The sequence below is a fragment of the Streptomyces sp. NPDC045287 genome, from assembly GCF_056432325.1.
On the sequence record NZ_JBWKJG010000001.1, the window covers coordinates 681624 to 695979 of the forward strand.

Annotated in this window: 14 protein-coding genes; 10 read left to right on the forward strand and 4 right to left on the reverse strand. The window is 75.6% G+C overall.

The genetic code is table 11. The features are described from left to right. Positions 1-64: 64 nt before the first annotated feature. Together AC07D6_RS02990 and AC07D6_RS02995 are read left to right on the forward strand one after the other, a co-directional pair. Positions 65-1096 carry a C40 family peptidase gene (locus AC07D6_RS02990; protein WP_479041428.1) on the forward strand — a complete coding sequence of 344 codons (1032 nt, stop codon included), beginning with the start codon at positions 65-67 and terminating at the stop codon, positions 1094-1096. Positions 1097-1193: 97 nt separating this feature from the next. After that, on the forward strand, positions 1194-2318 hold the full coding sequence (locus tag AC07D6_RS02995; protein WP_479041430.1) for a hypothetical protein: 1125 nt from the start codon (positions 1194-1196) through the stop codon (positions 2316-2318). Here AC07D6_RS02995 and AC07D6_RS03000 read toward each other — a convergent pair. Then, positions 2288-3559, reverse strand: coding sequence for a glycosyltransferase 87 family protein (locus tag AC07D6_RS03000; RefSeq protein ID WP_479041432.1), 1272 nt, complete (start codon positions 3557-3559; stop codon positions 2288-2290). The two genes, AC07D6_RS02995 and AC07D6_RS03000, sit on opposite strands and share 31 nt — an antisense overlap. 91 nt (positions 3560-3650) lie before the next feature. Here AC07D6_RS03000 and AC07D6_RS03005 point away from each other — a divergent pair, with 91 nt between their 5' ends. Then, positions 3651-4793 (forward strand): glycosyltransferase family 4 protein, encoded by a 1143-nt coding sequence (locus AC07D6_RS03005; RefSeq protein ID WP_479041434.1) that lies wholly within the window; start codon positions 3651-3653, stop codon positions 4791-4793. A 111-nt stretch (positions 4794-4904) separates the two neighbouring features. Here AC07D6_RS03005 and AC07D6_RS03010 read toward each other — a convergent pair whose 3' ends face one another. Further along, positions 4905-6701 carry an AMP-dependent synthetase/ligase gene (locus AC07D6_RS03010; RefSeq protein WP_315879618.1) on the reverse strand — a complete coding sequence of 599 codons (1797 nt, stop codon included), beginning with the start codon at positions 6699-6701 and terminating at the stop codon, positions 4905-4907. Between the two features lie 268 nt (positions 6702-6969). Between AC07D6_RS03010 and AC07D6_RS03015 the strand changes: the two genes are divergently transcribed. The 6 genes from AC07D6_RS03015 (at position 6970) to AC07D6_RS03040 (ending at position 11870) form a co-directional block, all read left to right on the forward strand. Then, positions 6970-7746, forward strand: coding sequence for a metallophosphoesterase family protein (locus AC07D6_RS03015; protein WP_315879619.1), 777 nt, complete (start codon positions 6970-6972; stop codon positions 7744-7746). A gap of 58 nt (positions 7747-7804) precedes the next feature. Further along, a complete protein-coding gene (locus AC07D6_RS03020) occupies positions 7805-8254 on the forward strand; it encodes an SRPBCC family protein (RefSeq protein WP_479041437.1) in 450 nt (149 codons plus the stop codon). A gap of 97 nt (positions 8255-8351) precedes the next feature. Then, positions 8352-9494, forward strand: a complete 1143-nt coding sequence (locus AC07D6_RS03025) for an ArsA family ATPase (RefSeq protein WP_479041439.1) — start codon at positions 8352-8354, stop codon at positions 9492-9494. 33 nt (positions 9495-9527) lie between these two features. After that, complete coding sequence (locus tag AC07D6_RS03030; RefSeq protein WP_315879622.1) at positions 9528-9977, forward strand: DUF5304 domain-containing protein; 450 nt, start codon at positions 9528-9530, stop codon at positions 9975-9977. Positions 9978-10054: 77 nt separating this feature from the next. Continuing rightward, positions 10055-10996: an ROK family glucokinase gene (locus AC07D6_RS03035; protein ID WP_315879623.1), complete on the forward strand. Its 942-nt coding sequence runs from the start codon at positions 10055-10057 to the stop codon at positions 10994-10996. Between the two features lie 118 nt (positions 10997-11114). Then, positions 11115-11870, forward strand: coding sequence for an endonuclease/exonuclease/phosphatase family protein (locus AC07D6_RS03040; protein ID WP_479041442.1), 756 nt, complete (start codon positions 11115-11117; stop codon positions 11868-11870). An 11-nt stretch (positions 11871-11881) separates the two neighbouring features. Here AC07D6_RS03040 and AC07D6_RS03045 read toward each other — a convergent pair whose 3' ends face one another. Together AC07D6_RS03045 and AC07D6_RS03050 are read right to left on the reverse strand one after the other, a co-directional pair. Then, positions 11882-12589 (reverse strand): hypothetical protein, encoded by a 708-nt coding sequence (locus AC07D6_RS03045; RefSeq protein WP_479041444.1) that lies wholly within the window; start codon positions 12587-12589, stop codon positions 11882-11884. Next, a complete protein-coding gene (locus AC07D6_RS03050; RefSeq protein ID WP_479041446.1) occupies positions 12582-13385 on the reverse strand; it encodes an alpha/beta hydrolase in 804 nt (267 codons plus the stop codon). Before AC07D6_RS03050 ends, AC07D6_RS03045 begins: the two co-directional genes overlap by 8 nt. A gap of 190 nt (positions 13386-13575) precedes the next feature. Between AC07D6_RS03050 and AC07D6_RS03055 the strand changes: the two genes are divergently transcribed. After that, positions 13576-14292, forward strand: coding sequence for a lysophospholipid acyltransferase family protein (locus AC07D6_RS03055; RefSeq protein WP_315879647.1), 717 nt, complete (start codon positions 13576-13578; stop codon positions 14290-14292). The last annotated feature ends 64 nt before the right edge of the window (positions 14293-14356 follow it).

Consider the following 14356-nt stretch of genomic DNA (forward strand, 5'->3'; position numbering starts at 1 on the left):
CGCCGTGACCGCCCGGCTACTGTCTGCGCGCAACAGCCCCGAACAGTCGAAGGGAGCGCGGTCCGTGGCGTCCCACCGCCGTCCCCCCCACCCGGGCCTCCAACGGAGCGCCACCCGGGTCACCGTCCTGTCCGCCGCGGCGGCCACGGCGGCCGCCGCCTTCGGCGCCACCCCGGTGCAGGCCGAGCCGACCGACCCCGCCCACACCGTCCGCGCCCGCGTCGACCGGCTCTACGCCGAGGCGGAGCAGGCCACGGAGCGCTTCAACGCCGCCGGCGAGCGCACCGACCGGCTCCGCATCGCCGTCGACGCCGCCCGCGACGGCGTGGCGCGCGGCCAGGAGCGCGTCAACCGCATGCGCGGCGCGCTCGGCTCGGTCGCCGGCGCCCAGTACCGGTCCGGCGGGATCGACCCGTCGCTCGCGCTGATGCTCTCGGAGGAGCCCGACACGTACCTCGACAGGGCCGCCGCGCTGGACCGGCTCAGCGAGCGGCAGGCCGCCACGCTCGCCCGGCTCCGCCTCGTGCAGCGGGGGCTGGCCCAGGAGCGCGCCGAGGCCACCCGCGCCCTCGCCGAACTGGAGCGCAGCCGCGCGGCCCTGGCCCGGCACAAGCAGGAGATCGAGCGGAGGCTCACCGCGGCGCGGACGCTGCTGAACTCCCTGCCGTCGCGGGAGCGCGCCGCCTTCGACCGGGCCTCCCGCTCCGGCCGCGTCGGCGCCCTGCTGCCGCTGCCCGTCGGGGCCGCGTCACCGCGGGCCGCCGCCGCCGTGCGGGCCGCCCGGTCGGCGGTCGGCAAGCCGTACGTGTGGGGCGCGAACGGGCCCGACGCCTTCGACTGCTCGGGCCTCACGCAGTGGGCGTACGCGCAGGCCGGGGTGGGGCTGCCGCGCACCTCGCAGGGGCAGCGGAACGCGGGGCGGCACGTGGGGCTGTCGGAGGCGCGGCCGGGCGACCTGGTGACGTACCGCTCGGACGCGAGCCACGTGGCGATGTACATGGGCCACGGCCGGGTCGTCCACGCCCCCTACCCGGGCGCCCCGGTCCGTTACGACCCGGTGGGCATGATGCCGGTCTCGGCGGTGACCCGCGTCTGAGACCCCGGTCCCCGTGCCCGGCCGACCGCGCGGTCGGCGGCGGCCCGCCGGAGCGGGCGGGCACGGCGGGCCGACACGGTGCGCCTACGATCGGCGCGTGGGTGTTCTCAGGCGGTGGGCCGCCGTCGTGGCCGTGCTCGTCGCGGCCGTCACGGGGTGCGCCCCGTGGCCGGGCGGAGCCGCGGACGAGAGCGGCATCCGGCGGGCCGTCGCCGCGCGGGGCGACCTCGTGCGGGGCCTGCTCGGCGGCGTGCCGCTCGCCTCCCGGGCCTACCGCGTCCTCGACGTCCGGCACGAGGGCGCCCGGCGCGCGACCGTCGACGCCGAGCTGACGTACGTGCTCGACGGCTACGACCGCGCCCCCGCCACCGTCCGGCGCCGCCTCGACCTGGTGGAGCACGACGGCCGGTGGCGCGTCACCGCGGACCGCCCCGCCGAGGGGCAGCCCGCCCAGCTCTGGGACCAGGGGCAGGTCCGGGCGGTGCGCGGCACCCACAGCCTCGTTCTCGGGGTCGGCCACCCCCCGGCGCTGCTCGGCGAGGTCGCCGCGGCGGCCGACCTCGCCGTCCCCGCCGTGGCGGCCGCCTGGCCGGGCGCGGCGTGGCGGGAGAAGGTCGTCGTCCTCGTACCGGGGTCGCTCGACGCCATGGCCGCCCTCCTCGGGGAGGGGACCGCCGCGTACCGGGGTGTCGCCGCGGTCACCACCGGGCGCACCGGCGGCGGGGCCGCCGACCGCGTGGTGGTCAACCCGGAGGCGTACCGGGACCTCGGCGCCTTCGGGCGGGCCTTCGTCCTCACCCACGAGACCGTCCACGTCGCCACCCGCGCCGACACGTCCGCCGCCACGCCCCTCTGGCTCTCGGAGGGACTGGCCGACAAGATCGCGTACCGGGGTACGGGCCGCACGGCGGCCGAGGCGGCGCCCGAGCTGGGCCGGGCGGTGCGCGCCGGGAACGTGCCGGCGGCGCTCCCGCCCGACGCGGACTTCACCTCCGGCGGGGACCCCGCCGCCGTGGCGCGCGCCTACGAGGGCGCCTGGCTGGCCTGCGAGCTGATCGCGGACCGGTGGGGCGAGGAACGGCTCGCCGACTTCTACCGGGCCGTCGGGGTGTCCGGCGCGCGCCGCGCCTTCCGGGAGGTCCTGGCCACCACGCCGGAGGAGTTCACCCGCGCCTGGCAGGGCCGCCTCCGTCAGGAGTTCAGCAGCGCCCCGTCGCGGTGAGCGCCCTGCGCCGGCACCCGCGCCGGCCCGGCCCCGTCCCCGGCCGCGCGCAGCCGCGGCTCGGTGACGGTCTGCCGCCACAGTTGCCGCGCCGCGACCAGGGACGCCGCGACGAGCAGCCCGTTGCGGACGAACAGCAGCGCCAGGCCCGGCCCGTCGCTGGCCACCACGTGCGAGAACCAGATCGGGAACTCCAGGAGCGTCACCCCGGTCGCCACCAACACCATCAGTGCCGCCTTGCGCATCCGGCTCCGCCGCCACACCAGGCACACCGCGGCCAGCCCGACCAGCCACAGCATGTACTGGGGGCTGATCACCCGGCTCGTCGTGGTGAACAGCAGCACCGCCACGAACGCCGCGTCGCACAGCGTCGTCGCGCCGAACTCCCGGACCCGCAGCCGCCACAGCATCAGCCAGCCGAACGCCAGCGCCGTCAGCACCATCGCCGCCCCGCTCACCAGCGGCACGTACGGGCCGAGGAACTCCACCGACCCGTAGTTCAGCCGCACCTCGCCGTCCCAGCCGCCGAAGAACCGCGCCACGTGGAACACCAGCGCCCCCAGCGACTCCACCTCGGTGCCCCGGTCGCGCTGGAACGTCAGGAACGCCAGCGCGCCCGGCGCCGCGAGGACGCACGCCGCCAGCACCGCCGCGCCCGACACGACCGCCGCCGCCCACGAGCGGCGCGTGACGCGGCCCCGCACCGTGCCCACGAGCAGCAGCGCCGGCCACACCTTCAGCAGCGCGCCGATCCCGGTGAGGACGCCCATCGTGCGCGGGCTGCGGACCCCGGCGAGCAGCGCGGCGACGGCGACGGCGGTGACCATGATGTCGTACCGGGAGTACGCGGTCGGCCCGAGCAGCGGCACGCCCACGAGCCACACCCAGGCGCCCGCGGGGCTCTTGCCGGGGCGTCCGCCCGCGTACACGAGGAGCCCGAAGACCACCGCGTCGCAGACGAGCGCGAGCACGAAGAACGCGTGCGCGTACTCCAGGAACGGCAGCAGGCCGGGGGAGAGGATCGCGAACGCCGCGGCCGGCGGGTACTGCCACGTCACGTCGTCCAGCGGGTACGTCCCGCCGCGCAGCACCTCGTACCAGTCGTGGTAGATCACCGAGACGTCGGTGGTGACGTCCGGGCCGGGGACGAAGACGACCCTGAAGGTGTAGAGCAGCAGGACGGCCCTGCTGAGCAGCCAGAAGGCCGCCAGGGACAGCCGCGGTCCGCTCGGGTGCTTCATCGGTACCTCGTCCGGTCTCGTGGTGGTCTGCGGGTGGGGGCGGTACGGTGCGCGAGCGGTGGGGGCGGGCCGTTCGGTACTGTCGGCCACGATGCACAAGACGCTGATCGTAACGAACGACTTCCCTCCCCGGCCCGGCGGGATCCAGGCGTTCCTGCACAACATGGCCCTGCGGCTGGATCCGGACCGGGTCGTCGTCTACGCCTCCACGTGGAAGCACGGGCGGGAGGGCGCGGAGGCGACCGCCCGGTTCGACGCGGAGCAGCCGTTCCGGGTGGTGCGGGACCGCACGACGATGCTGCTGCCCACCCCGCGGGTGACCGCGCGGGCGGCCGGGCTGCTGCGGGAGCACGGCTGCACGTCGGTGTGGTTCGGCGCGGCCGCGCCGCTCGGGCTGATGGCGCCCGCGCTGCGCCGGGCCGGGGCCCGCCGCCTGGTCGCGACGACCCACGGCCACGAGGCCGGGTGGGCGCAGCTGCCGGCCGCGCGGCAACTGCTGCGGCGCATCGGCGAGGGCACGGACACGATCACGTACCTCGGGGAGTACACGCGCTCCCGGATCGCCGCCGCGCTCACCCCCGGGGCCGCGGCGCGCATGGTGCGGCTGCCGCCCGGCGTCGACGAGAAGACCTTCCACCCCGGCTCGGGCGGCGACGCCGTGCGCGCCCGGCTGGGGCTGGCCGACCGGCCCGTGGTCGTGTGCGTCTCGCGGCTGGTGCCGCGCAAGGGCCAGGACACGCTGATCCGGGCGATGCCCGCGGTCCTCGCCGCCGTGCCGGACGCCGTCCTGCTGGTCGTCGGCGGCGGCCCGTACGCGAAGGACCTGCACCGCCTCGCCCGGGAGACGGGCGTGGCCGGCTCCGTGCGGTTCACGGGACCCGTGCCGTGGGAGGAACTGCCCGCGCACTACGGGGCCGGCGACGTGTTCGCGATGCCGTGCCGCACCCGGCGCGGCGGGCTGGACGTCGAGGGGCTCGGCATCGTCTACCTGGAGGCGTCCGCGACGGGCCTCCCGGTCGTCGCCGGCGACTCGGGCGGCGCCCCGGACGCGGTCCTGGACGGCGAGACCGGCTGGGTCGTACGGGGCGGCTCCCCGCAGGAGGCCGCCGAGCGGATCGTGCCCCTGCTCCAGGACCCGGAGCTGCGCCGCCGCATGGGCGAGCGGGGCCGCCGGTGGGTCGAGGAGACGTGGCGCTGGGACCTCCTCGCGGAACGCCTCAGGGACCTCCTGTAGCCCGGCCCTGAGCCCCGGCGGACGCGGCGGCGCCCGCCGGGGCGGACCCGGCGGGCGCCGAAGGGACCCGGAGAGTGCCGAAGGGCTCCGGAAGGGCTCCGGACGGCGGGCTCAGCCCTGGTAGATCGCCTCGATCTCGTCGGCGAAGTCCTTCGCCACCACGTTCCGCTTCAGCTTCAGCGACGGCGTGATGTGGCCGGCCTCCTCCGTGAACTGCGCGGGCAGGACGCGGAACTTGCGCACCGACTCCGCCTTGGACACGGCCGCGTTGCCGTCGTCCACGGCCCGCTGGACCTCCGCCAGCAGCTCCGGGTCCTCCCGCAGCTGCGCCGCCGTCGACCCGGCCGGCTTGCCGTGCTCGGCCGCCCAGCGCGCCAGGAACTCCTCGTCCAGGGTGATCAGCGCGCCCACGAACGGCCGCCCGTCGCCGACGACCATGCACTCCGCGACCAGGGCGTGCCCGCGGATGCGGTCCTCGATCACCGCCGGGGCGACGTTCTTGCCGCCCGCGGTGACCAGGATCTCCTTCTTCCGGCCCGTGATGGCCAGGTAGCCGTCCTCGTCGAGGGTGCCGATGTCGCCCGTGTGGAACCAGCCGTCCGCCAGCGCCTCGGCCGTCGCCGCCTCGTTGTTCCAGTAGCCGGTGAAGACGTGCTCGCCGTGCAGGAGCACCTCGCCGTCGTCGGCGATCCGCACCTTGGAACCGGGCAGCGGCTGGCCCACCGTGCCGATCTTCTGCCGGTCCCACGGGTTGAACGCGGTCGCCGCGCACGACTCCGTCAGGCCGTACCCCTCCAGCACGGTGAAGCCGATGCCGCTGTAGAAGTGGCCGAGCCGCTCGCCCAGCGGCGCGCCGCCCGAGATCGCGAACTCGCAGCGGCCGCCCAGCACCGCGCGCAGCTTGGCGTAGACGAGCACGTCGAACAGCTTGTGCCTCAGCCGCAGGCCGAGCGAGGGGCCGCGCGGCGTGGACTTCGCCCGGCTGTACGCGATGGCGGTCTGCGCGGCCCGGTCGAAGATCTTGCCCTTGCCGTCCGCCTGGGCCTTCGCCCGCGCCGAGTTGTACACCTTCTCGAAGACGCGCGGCACGCCCAGGATCAGCGTCGGCCGGAACGAGGCCAGGTCGTCGGTGAGGTTCTTGATGTCCGGCACGCAGCCGAGCCGGATCGGCGCCAGCACCGACGCGACCTCGACCATGCGGCCGAAGACGTGCGCGGCGGGCAGGAACAGCAGCACCGACGAGCGGCCCGTCCGGAACAGCGGCTTGAGCCGCTCCACGACGTTGCCGCACTCGGCGAAGAAGTTCCGGTGGGTCAGTACGCAGCCCTTGGGGCGGCCCGTCGTGCCGGACGTGTAGACGATGGTCGCCACGTCGTCCGCCCTGGCGGTCCCGCCGCGCTCGTCGAGCGTCTCGTCGGACACGTCGCGGCCGGCCGCGACCAGCTCCTCGACGGCGCCGCCGTCGATCCGCCACACGTGCTCCAGCGCCGGCAGCGCGTCCCGCACGGACTCGACCGCGTCGGCGTGCGCCGCGCTCTCCACGATCACCGCGACCGCGCCCGAGTCGCCGAGGATCCACTGGATCTGCTCGGGCGAGCTCGTCTCGTACACCGGCACGGTCACCGCGCCCGCGCTCCAGATCGCGAAGTCCAGCTGCACCCACTCGTAGCGCGTACGGGACACCAGCGCGACCCGGTCCCCGGGCCGCACGCCCCGCGCGACCAGGCCCTTGGCCGCGGCCCGCACCTCGGCGAGGAACTCCTTCGCGGTGACGTCCGCCCAGCCGCCGGGGACCTTGCGGGCCATCACGGCCACGTCTGGGTGCTGCGCGGCGTTGCGGCGGACGAGGTCCGTCAGATTGCCGTCCGCAGGGACCTCGTACAGGGCCGGAAGGCTGAACTCGCGCAAGACTGCTGCTCCTCATCGGGCGCCGACGCCACGACTTTGTGTGATGCGCCGGTTCACGGTCCACGTGGGACACGTACTCAGCGGGGTGAGTACGACTGGACCGCCCGGACGTTACCCATCAGTACCGGGTTCCCGATAGGGGGTCCTGGCCAGATGTTCGCTGCGTCACACATCATGGGCACTACTGCGCGCACAGTAGTCCACTTCCGTCACGACTCGGAAGTAACCGCAGGTCCGGCCCCCCTGCGGGGTCGTAGGGTGGGGTCCTATGCGAGTTCATGTGGTGAGCGACGTGCACGGCAACGCCCGGGACCTGGCCAGGGCCGGCGAGGGCGCCGACGCGCTGGTCTGCCTCGGCGACCTGGTGCTCTTCCTCGACTACGCGAACCACGCCCGCGGCATCTTCCCCGACCTCTTCGGCGAGGAGAACGCCCGCCGCATCGTCGCCCTGCGCACCGCCCGCCGCTTCGACGAGGCCCGCGCCTTCGCCCGCGGCCTGTGGGAGGAGCTGGCACTGCGGGGCGTCGACAAGGCGGCGGCCGTCGAGTCGGCCGTCCGCGACCAGTACGCCGAGCTGTTCGCCGCGTTCCCCGCGCCGACGTACGCCACCTACGGCAACGTCGACGTGCCCCCGCTGTGGCCCGAGTACGTCCGCCCCGGCACGACCGTCCTGGACGGCGAGCGCGTCGAGATCGGCGGTCGCGTCTTCGGCTTCGTCGGCGGCGGCCTGCCCTCCCCGATGCGCACCCCGTACGAGGTGCCGGAGGAGGAGTACGCGGCGAAGGTCGAGGCGCTCGGCGAGGTCGACGTGCTGTGCTCGCACATCCCGCCGGACGTCCCCGAGCTGACGTACGACACGGTCGCCCGCCGCTTCGAGCGCGGCTCCGCCGCCCTGCTGGCCGCGATCCGCCGGGTACGGCCCCGGTACGCGCTGTTCGGGCACGTGCACCAGCCGCTGGCGCGGCGCATGCGCGTCGGCGCGACGGAGTGCGTCAACGTGGGCCATTTCGCCTCCTCGGGGCGGCCCTGGGCCCTGGAGTGGTGACCCGCGGGCACGCGATAGCCTTCCCCCACGTAACGAGCCCTCTGGAGGAGCCACAGCGATGGCGGAACACACCAGCTCGAGCATCACGATCGAGGCGGCGCCCGCCGACGTCATGGGGGTGATCGCCGACTTCGCGCGCTACCCGGAGTGGACGGGCGAGGTCAAGGAGGCGGAGGTCCTGTCGAAGGACGCGGCCGGCCGCGCCGAGCAGGTCCGCCTGCTGCTGGACGCCGGCGCGATCAAGGACGACCACACCCTCGCGTACACGTGGACCGGGGACGACGAGGTCAGCTGGACGCTGGTGAGGTCCCAGATGCTGCGGGAGCTCGACGGCTCGTACAAGCTCACCCCCCTCGCCGGCGGCACGCGCACGGAGGTCACATACCGGCTGACGGTGGACGTCAAGATCCCCATGCTCGGCATGATCAAGCGCAAGGCGGAGAAGGTCATCATCGACCGGGCCCTGGCGGGCCTGAAGAAGCGCGTCGAGTCGACCACCGGCGCCTGAGCACCGCCCGCCCGCCCCGTCCCGGCGCGGGCCGCGGCGGGCGCCCCGGTCCGAGGCCGCGCGCCCCGGCCCCGGTGCCGCCCGCTACCGTGCACGCATGCGCACCCTCCTCGTCACGGGGCCCGGCGGGTCCGGCCGGTCCACCGTCGCCGCCGCGACGGCCCTGGGCGCGGCCCGCGAGGGCCACAAGGTCCTCCTCCTGACCGCCGACCCGGCCGACGCCCTCGCGTCCGGCGGCGCAGGCGGCCCGGCCGTCCGCCTCCTGGACCCCGCCGCCCGCTTCCGCGAGGAGGTCCTCGCCCTCCAGGCCCACGCGGCCCCCGCCCTCGACCTGCTGGGCGCCGCCCCCCTCGACGACGACGAGCTCACCCCCCTCCCCGGCAGCGCCCACCTCGCGTACCTGACGGCCCTGCGCGACGCCGCCCGCGGCGACTGGGACATCCTCGTCGCCGACCTCCCGCCGCTGCGCGACGCGATCGCCCTGCTCGCCCTGCCCGAGCAGCTCCGCCGCTACCTGCGCCGCCTCCTCCCGCCCGAGCGGCGGGCCGCCCGCGCCCTGCGCCCGGTGCTGGCCCAGCTCGCCGGCGTCCCCGTGCCCGCCGACGGGCTGTACGAGGCGGCGGCCCGCCGGGACGCCGAGCTGGCCGCCGTGCAGGACCTGGTCGGCGCCCCGGGCACCAGCGTCCGCCTCGTCGTCGAACCCGGCCCCGCCGCCGCCGACGCGCTGCGCGCCGCCCGCGCCGGGCTCGCCCTGCACCGCCTCGCCCTCGACCCGGTCGTCGCCAACCGCGTCCTGCCCGCCGCCTCCCCCGACCCGTGGCTCGCCGCCCTCGCCGCGCAGCAGCAGGCCCACCTCAAGGAGCTGGGCGAGGACGGCGCCCCCGCCGCGCACGAGGTCCCCCACCTGGGCCGCGACCCGCGCACCGCCGACGACCTGGCCCTCCTCGGCCCGCTCGCCCCCGCCGCCGCGCCCGCCCCGGCCCCCCGGTGGCCCGTCGAGGACCGCCGCGGCACCGACGGCGTACTGGTCTGGCGCATCCCCCTGCCCGGCGCGGCCAAGCCCGACCTGGGGCTCGTCCGGCGCGGCGACGAACTCGTCCTCACCGTCGGACCGTTCCGCCGCGCCGTGCCGCTCCCGTCCGCGCTGCGCCGCTGCACCGTCGCCGGCGCCGCCCTCCACGACGGCGAACTGCGCGTCCGGTTCGCCCCCGACCCCGGCCTGTGGCCCCGTACCCCCTGAACACCCGCCCGCCGGTCGGGTACCGTCGATGGCATGAGCGATGCCACCCACCGGCCCGGCCCCTTCGAGGACGACGCCTGGGCGCGGGCCTGCGCCGAGGACCTGGCGGCCGAGCGCGCCCGCCGCGGCGGTGGCCCGCCGCCCGGATCGGCCGCCGAGGAGCTGCGCAAGCTCGTCGACGCCGTCGCCGACAAGGTCTCCGCGCTCGGCACCCCGCTGCTCGGGGTCGGGGCGCAGAGCGCCGTCCGGCAGGCCGTCGCGCAGGCGAAGTCCGCGATCGAGCCGGTCATCGAGCGCAACCCGGAGGTCTTCGACCACCTCGCCGCCGCGGGCGGCGAACTCCTCGCCGCCTACCGCTCCGCCGTCCAGGGCCACGAGCACCGCTGGACGCGGGGAACGCAGGAGCCGCGCGGCGCCGGTGAATCCGAACGCGGGGAGAACGGCGAGGGACCGGAAAGCAGCCACCGCATCGACCTCGACTGACGCGGGAGCCGACAGCCCGGCGCCCGCCCTCCGGTACGGTTGGGCATAGCGGGGCTCGACCGAAAACTGAGGGACACATGGGACTCACCATCGGCGTCGACATCGGCGGCACGAAGATCGCGGCCGGCGTGGTCGACGAAGAGGGCACCATTCTCGACACCCACAAGGTGCCCACTCCGTCGACGCCCGAGGGCATCGTCGACGCGATCTGCGCGGCCGTCTCCGCGGCGGGCAAGGGCCATGACATCGAGGCCGTCGGCATCGGCGCCGCCGGCTACGTCGACGACAAGCGCGCGACCGTCCTCTTCGCGCCCAACATCGACTGGCGGCACGAGCCGCTGAAGGACAAGGTCGAGCAGCGCGTCGGGCTGCCCGTCGTCGTGGAGAACGACGCGAACGCCGCCGCCTGGGGCGAGTACCGCTTCGGCGCCGGCCAGGGCCACGACGACGTCATCTGCATCACGCTCGGCACGGGCCTCGGCGGCGGCATCATCATCGGCAACAAGCTGCGCCGCGGACGGTTCGGCGTCGCCGCCGAGTTCGGCCACATCCGGGTCGTCCCGGACGGCCTGCTGTGCGGCTGCGGCAGCCAGGGCTGCTGGGAGCAGTACGCCTCCGGCCGGGCCCTCGTCCGGTACGCGAGGCAGCGCGCCAATGCCACCCCGGAGAACGCCCGGATCCTCCTCGCCCTCGGCGACGGCACGCCCGACGGCATCCAGGGCAAGCACGTCAGCGACGCCGCCCGCCAGGGCGACAAGGTCGCCGTCGACTCGTTCCGCGAACTGGCCCGCTGGGCCGGCGCGGGCCTCGCCGACCTGGCCTCCCTGTTCGACCCGTCCGCGTTCATCGTCGGCGGCGGCGTCTCCGACGAGGGCGACCTGGTCCTCGACCCGATCCGCAAGTCGTTCCGCCGCTGGCTCGTCGGCGGGCGGTACCGGCCGCACGCCCAGGTCCTCGCCGCCCAGCTCGGCGGAAAGGCGGGCCTGGTCGGCGCCGCGGACCTCGCCCGCCAGGGCTGAGCGCCGCCCGGGCCGAGCGCCAGGACCGAGCACCCGGGCCGGCGCCCGGAGTCGGAGTTCGACGGTTGCCCGCCGCGTCCCCCCGGGGGCGCGGCGGGCGCCGTCGTATCGTGCCCGCATGGCGCTCACCGCACTGCCCGCCTCCCGCACCGAACCGGACGGTTCGGCCGTGGTCCGGGTGCTCGGCTACAACATCCGGTCGATGCGCGACGACGAGGACGCCCTGGCCCGGGTCATCCGCGCCTGCGCCCCCGACGCCGTCCTCGTCCAGGAGGCGCCCCGCTTCTTCCGCTGGCGCAAGCACGCCGCCCGGCTCGCCGCCAAGAGCGGGCTGTTCGTCCTCGGCGGCGGCGCCCCCGCAGCCGGGCCGCTGCTGCTGTGCTCCCCGCGCGTCACCGTCGAACGGACGCGGGACGTCCTGCTGCCGCTCACCCCCGGCCTGCACCGGCGCGGCTTCGCCACCGCCGTCGTCCGGGTCGCCGGCGCCCGGTTCGGACTGCTCAGCTGTCACCTCGGCCTGCGCGGCGACGAGCGGTACGCGCAGGCGGGCAGGGTGCTGGACGAGCTCGCCGCGCTCGGCGTGGACCACGCGATCGCCGGGGGCGACATCAACGAGCGCCCCGACGGCCGCTCGTTCCGCCGCCTCGCCGCCGAACTGCAGGACTGCCGGGCCGTACGCCCCTGGGGCGGCGAGTACACCTTCACGCCGGACGACCCGCACCAGCGGATCGACGCGCTCTTCGCCACGCGGGGCGTGGAGGTGCTGGGCTGCGGCGTGCCGGCCGGGCTGCCCGGCGTCACCGACGCGGACCTGAGGGCGGCGACGGACCACCTGCCCGTGCTCGCCGCCCTCCGCGTACCGGCCGCCCCCTGACGGCGGGGGCGTCAGACGACCGCGCCGCGCCCCGGGTCGTCGTCCTCCTCGTCGTCGCCGGCCTTCATCCGCGCCACCAGCGTCGCGAAACCGCCCAGGAACCCGCCGACGCACAGCGTGGTCAGCCACCACGTCATGTCCCACTGGAGCAGGACGGCGACCAGCATCAGCACCGGTCCGCCGACCACGCCCAGCCAGCCGAACTTCACCGCCGGGTCCGCCTCGGGCAGCGGCGGCGGCTCCGGCGGGACGAAGTGCCCCTCGCCGTCGTCGTCGCCACCCGCACCCGCACCCGCGCCCCCGCCCGTACCCGAGCCGGTGGCGTCGCCCTTCGGCTCCACCAGCTCGTAGTCGCGCGGGCCGCGCGGGCGGACCCCCGGCGCGAACACGACGGAACCGCCCAGCACCGGCTTGTCCGCCGGGCCGTCGTCGCCGTCGCCGTCGCCGGCGTCGTCGCCTCCCGCGTCCCGTCCGTCGCGGTCGCCGTCCTCCGGGTCCTCCTCCAGTAGCGCCAGGTCCTCCACCGACCGGAACGGCTTCGCGCCCGGCGGGTCCGCCGGCTCCTCCCCGTACGCGGCGACGATCGCCGCCCAGGCCGCCTCCTCGTCGATGGGCGCCCCGCCGCCGTCCACCGGCTCCGGGGCGGGCCGGTCCTCGGGGCCGTCCCGCCGGTCCCGGCCCTCCTCGCGGTCCGCGTCCGCGTCGTGCTGCTCAGCCACCGTTCGTGCTCCCCTCCCTGTCCCTGTCCTGGGCGGCGGTCCCGCCGGCCCCCGGAGCGAGCCGGCCGATGAACGCGTGGCTCTCCTGGAAGATCCGCTCCGCGTCGTGGTCCAACGTCGCCACGTGGTAGCTCTGTTCCAGCAGGACCTCCGTGACGTCCGTGGAGGAGACACGGCTCAGGACGCGCGCCGGGTCGGCGGGCGGCACGACGTGGTCCTGCGGCGAGCGCAGCAGCAGGAGCGGCTGCGTCACCTGCGGCAGCTCCCCGTCCACCAGGCGCAGGAACCGCCGCAGCGAGTACGCCGCGTGCAGCGGCACCCGGTCGTAGCCCAGCTCGTCCACGCCCTCCTTCGCGATGTCGTTCGCGAGGCCGCCCGTCGACGGCACCAGGTGGCGGACGAGCGGCAGCGCGTGCGCCGTCACGCCGTGCACCTTGTTCGCCGGGTTCACCAGGACGACGCCCGTGACCGCGTCGCCGTGGCGGGCCGCCAGCCGCAGCGCCAGCGCGCCGCCCATGGACAGCCCGCACACGAAGACCCGGGCACACCTCCCGCGCAGCGCGCGCAGCTCCCGGTCGACCTCCGCGTACCAGTCCTGCCACCCGGTGACCTGCATGTCCTGCCAGCGCGTGCCGTGTCCGGGGAGCAGCGGCACCGACACGGTCAGGCCGCGCTCCGCGAGGTACTCGCCCCAGGGGCGCATCGACCGGGGCGAACCGGTGAAGCCGTGACAGAGGAGTACGCCGACGTCACCGCCTTCGCGGCGGTACGGCTCGGCTCCGGGAAGGACCGGCACGGAGGACTCCCGTTCGGGTTCGGTGGGGCTCGGAAACGTGTACTTCACCGTACGCGACCGGGGTGACACCGACCAGGGCCGTCACACCCGCAACCCGGTCCCCGCACGGACGGAAGGGTGGCCCGGGCCGCGCACGGGTTAAGGTCTGTGCGACGGAACACGGGAGGAACACGAGTTGATCTACGGCGCTATGAAGTTCTCCATCGGAGGGACGCTGAAGCTCGCCTTCAGGCCCTGGGTGGAGGGCCTCGAGAACGTTCCCGCCGAGGGGCCGGCGATCCTCGCGAGCAACCACCTGTCGTTCTCCGACTCCTTCTTCCTCCCGGCGGTCCTCGACCGGAAGGTCACCTTCATCGCCAAGGCCGAGTACTTCACCTCGCCCGGGGTGAAGGGCAGGCTCACCGCCGCGTTCTTCAAGGGCGTCGGCCAGCTGCCCGTGGACCGCTCCGGCGCGCGGGGCGCCGGCGACGCCGCCGTGCGCAGCGGCATCGAGGTCATCAGGCGCGGTGAGCTGTTCGGCATCTACCCGGAGGGCACCCGCTCCCCGGACGGGCGGCTCTACCGCGGCAAGACCGGCGGCCTCGCGCGCGTGGCACTGGCCACGGGCGCGCCCGTCATCCCGATCGCCATGATCGACACGGAGAAGATCCAGCCGCCCGGCAAGGTCGTCCCCAAGTTGATGCGCCCCGGCATCCGCATCGGCAAGCCGCTGGACTTCAGCCGCTACCAGGGCATGGACAACGACCGCTTCATCCTCCGCTCGGTCACCGACGAGGTGATGTACGAGATCATGAAGTTGTCGGGCCAGGAGTACGTCGACGTCTACGCCACGGTCGCCAAGCGGCGCATCGCCGAGGCGGAGAAGGCCGCCAAGGCGGCGGGCAGGACCGAGAACAAGGCCGACTGAGGCCGAGCGACGACGTACGGCACCCGGCGCCCGAACGGCGCGCCGGGCGTGCGCGGGGGTGGGG

What these genes read in the sequence shown, in the direction of transcription:
- AC07D6_RS03055 (WP_315879647.1), top strand. Translation starts at nt 13,576, where the DNA reads ATGAAGTTCTCCATCGGAGGGACGCTGAAGCTCGCCTTCAGGCCCTGG.
- AC07D6_RS03025 (WP_479041439.1), top strand. Translation starts at nt 8,352, where the DNA reads ATGCGCACCCTCCTCGTCACGGGGCCCGGCGGGTCCGGCCGGTCCACC.
- AC07D6_RS03000 (WP_479041432.1), bottom strand. Translation starts at nt 3,559, where the DNA reads ATGAAGCACCCGAGCGGACCGCGGCTGTCCCTGGCGGCCTTCTGGCTG.
- AC07D6_RS03020 (WP_479041437.1), top strand. Translation starts at nt 7,805, where the DNA reads ATGGCGGAACACACCAGCTCGAGCATCACGATCGAGGCGGCGCCCGCC.
- AC07D6_RS03015 (WP_315879619.1), top strand. Translation starts at nt 6,970, where the DNA reads ATGCGAGTTCATGTGGTGAGCGACGTGCACGGCAACGCCCGGGACCTG.
- AC07D6_RS03035 (WP_315879623.1), top strand. Translation starts at nt 10,055, where the DNA reads ATGGGACTCACCATCGGCGTCGACATCGGCGGCACGAAGATCGCGGCC.
- AC07D6_RS03040 (WP_479041442.1), top strand. Translation starts at nt 11,115, where the DNA reads ATGGCGCTCACCGCACTGCCCGCCTCCCGCACCGAACCGGACGGTTCG.
- AC07D6_RS03005 (WP_479041434.1), top strand. Translation starts at nt 3,651, where the DNA reads ATGCACAAGACGCTGATCGTAACGAACGACTTCCCTCCCCGGCCCGGC.
- AC07D6_RS03030 (WP_315879622.1), top strand. Translation starts at nt 9,528, where the DNA reads ATGAGCGATGCCACCCACCGGCCCGGCCCCTTCGAGGACGACGCCTGG.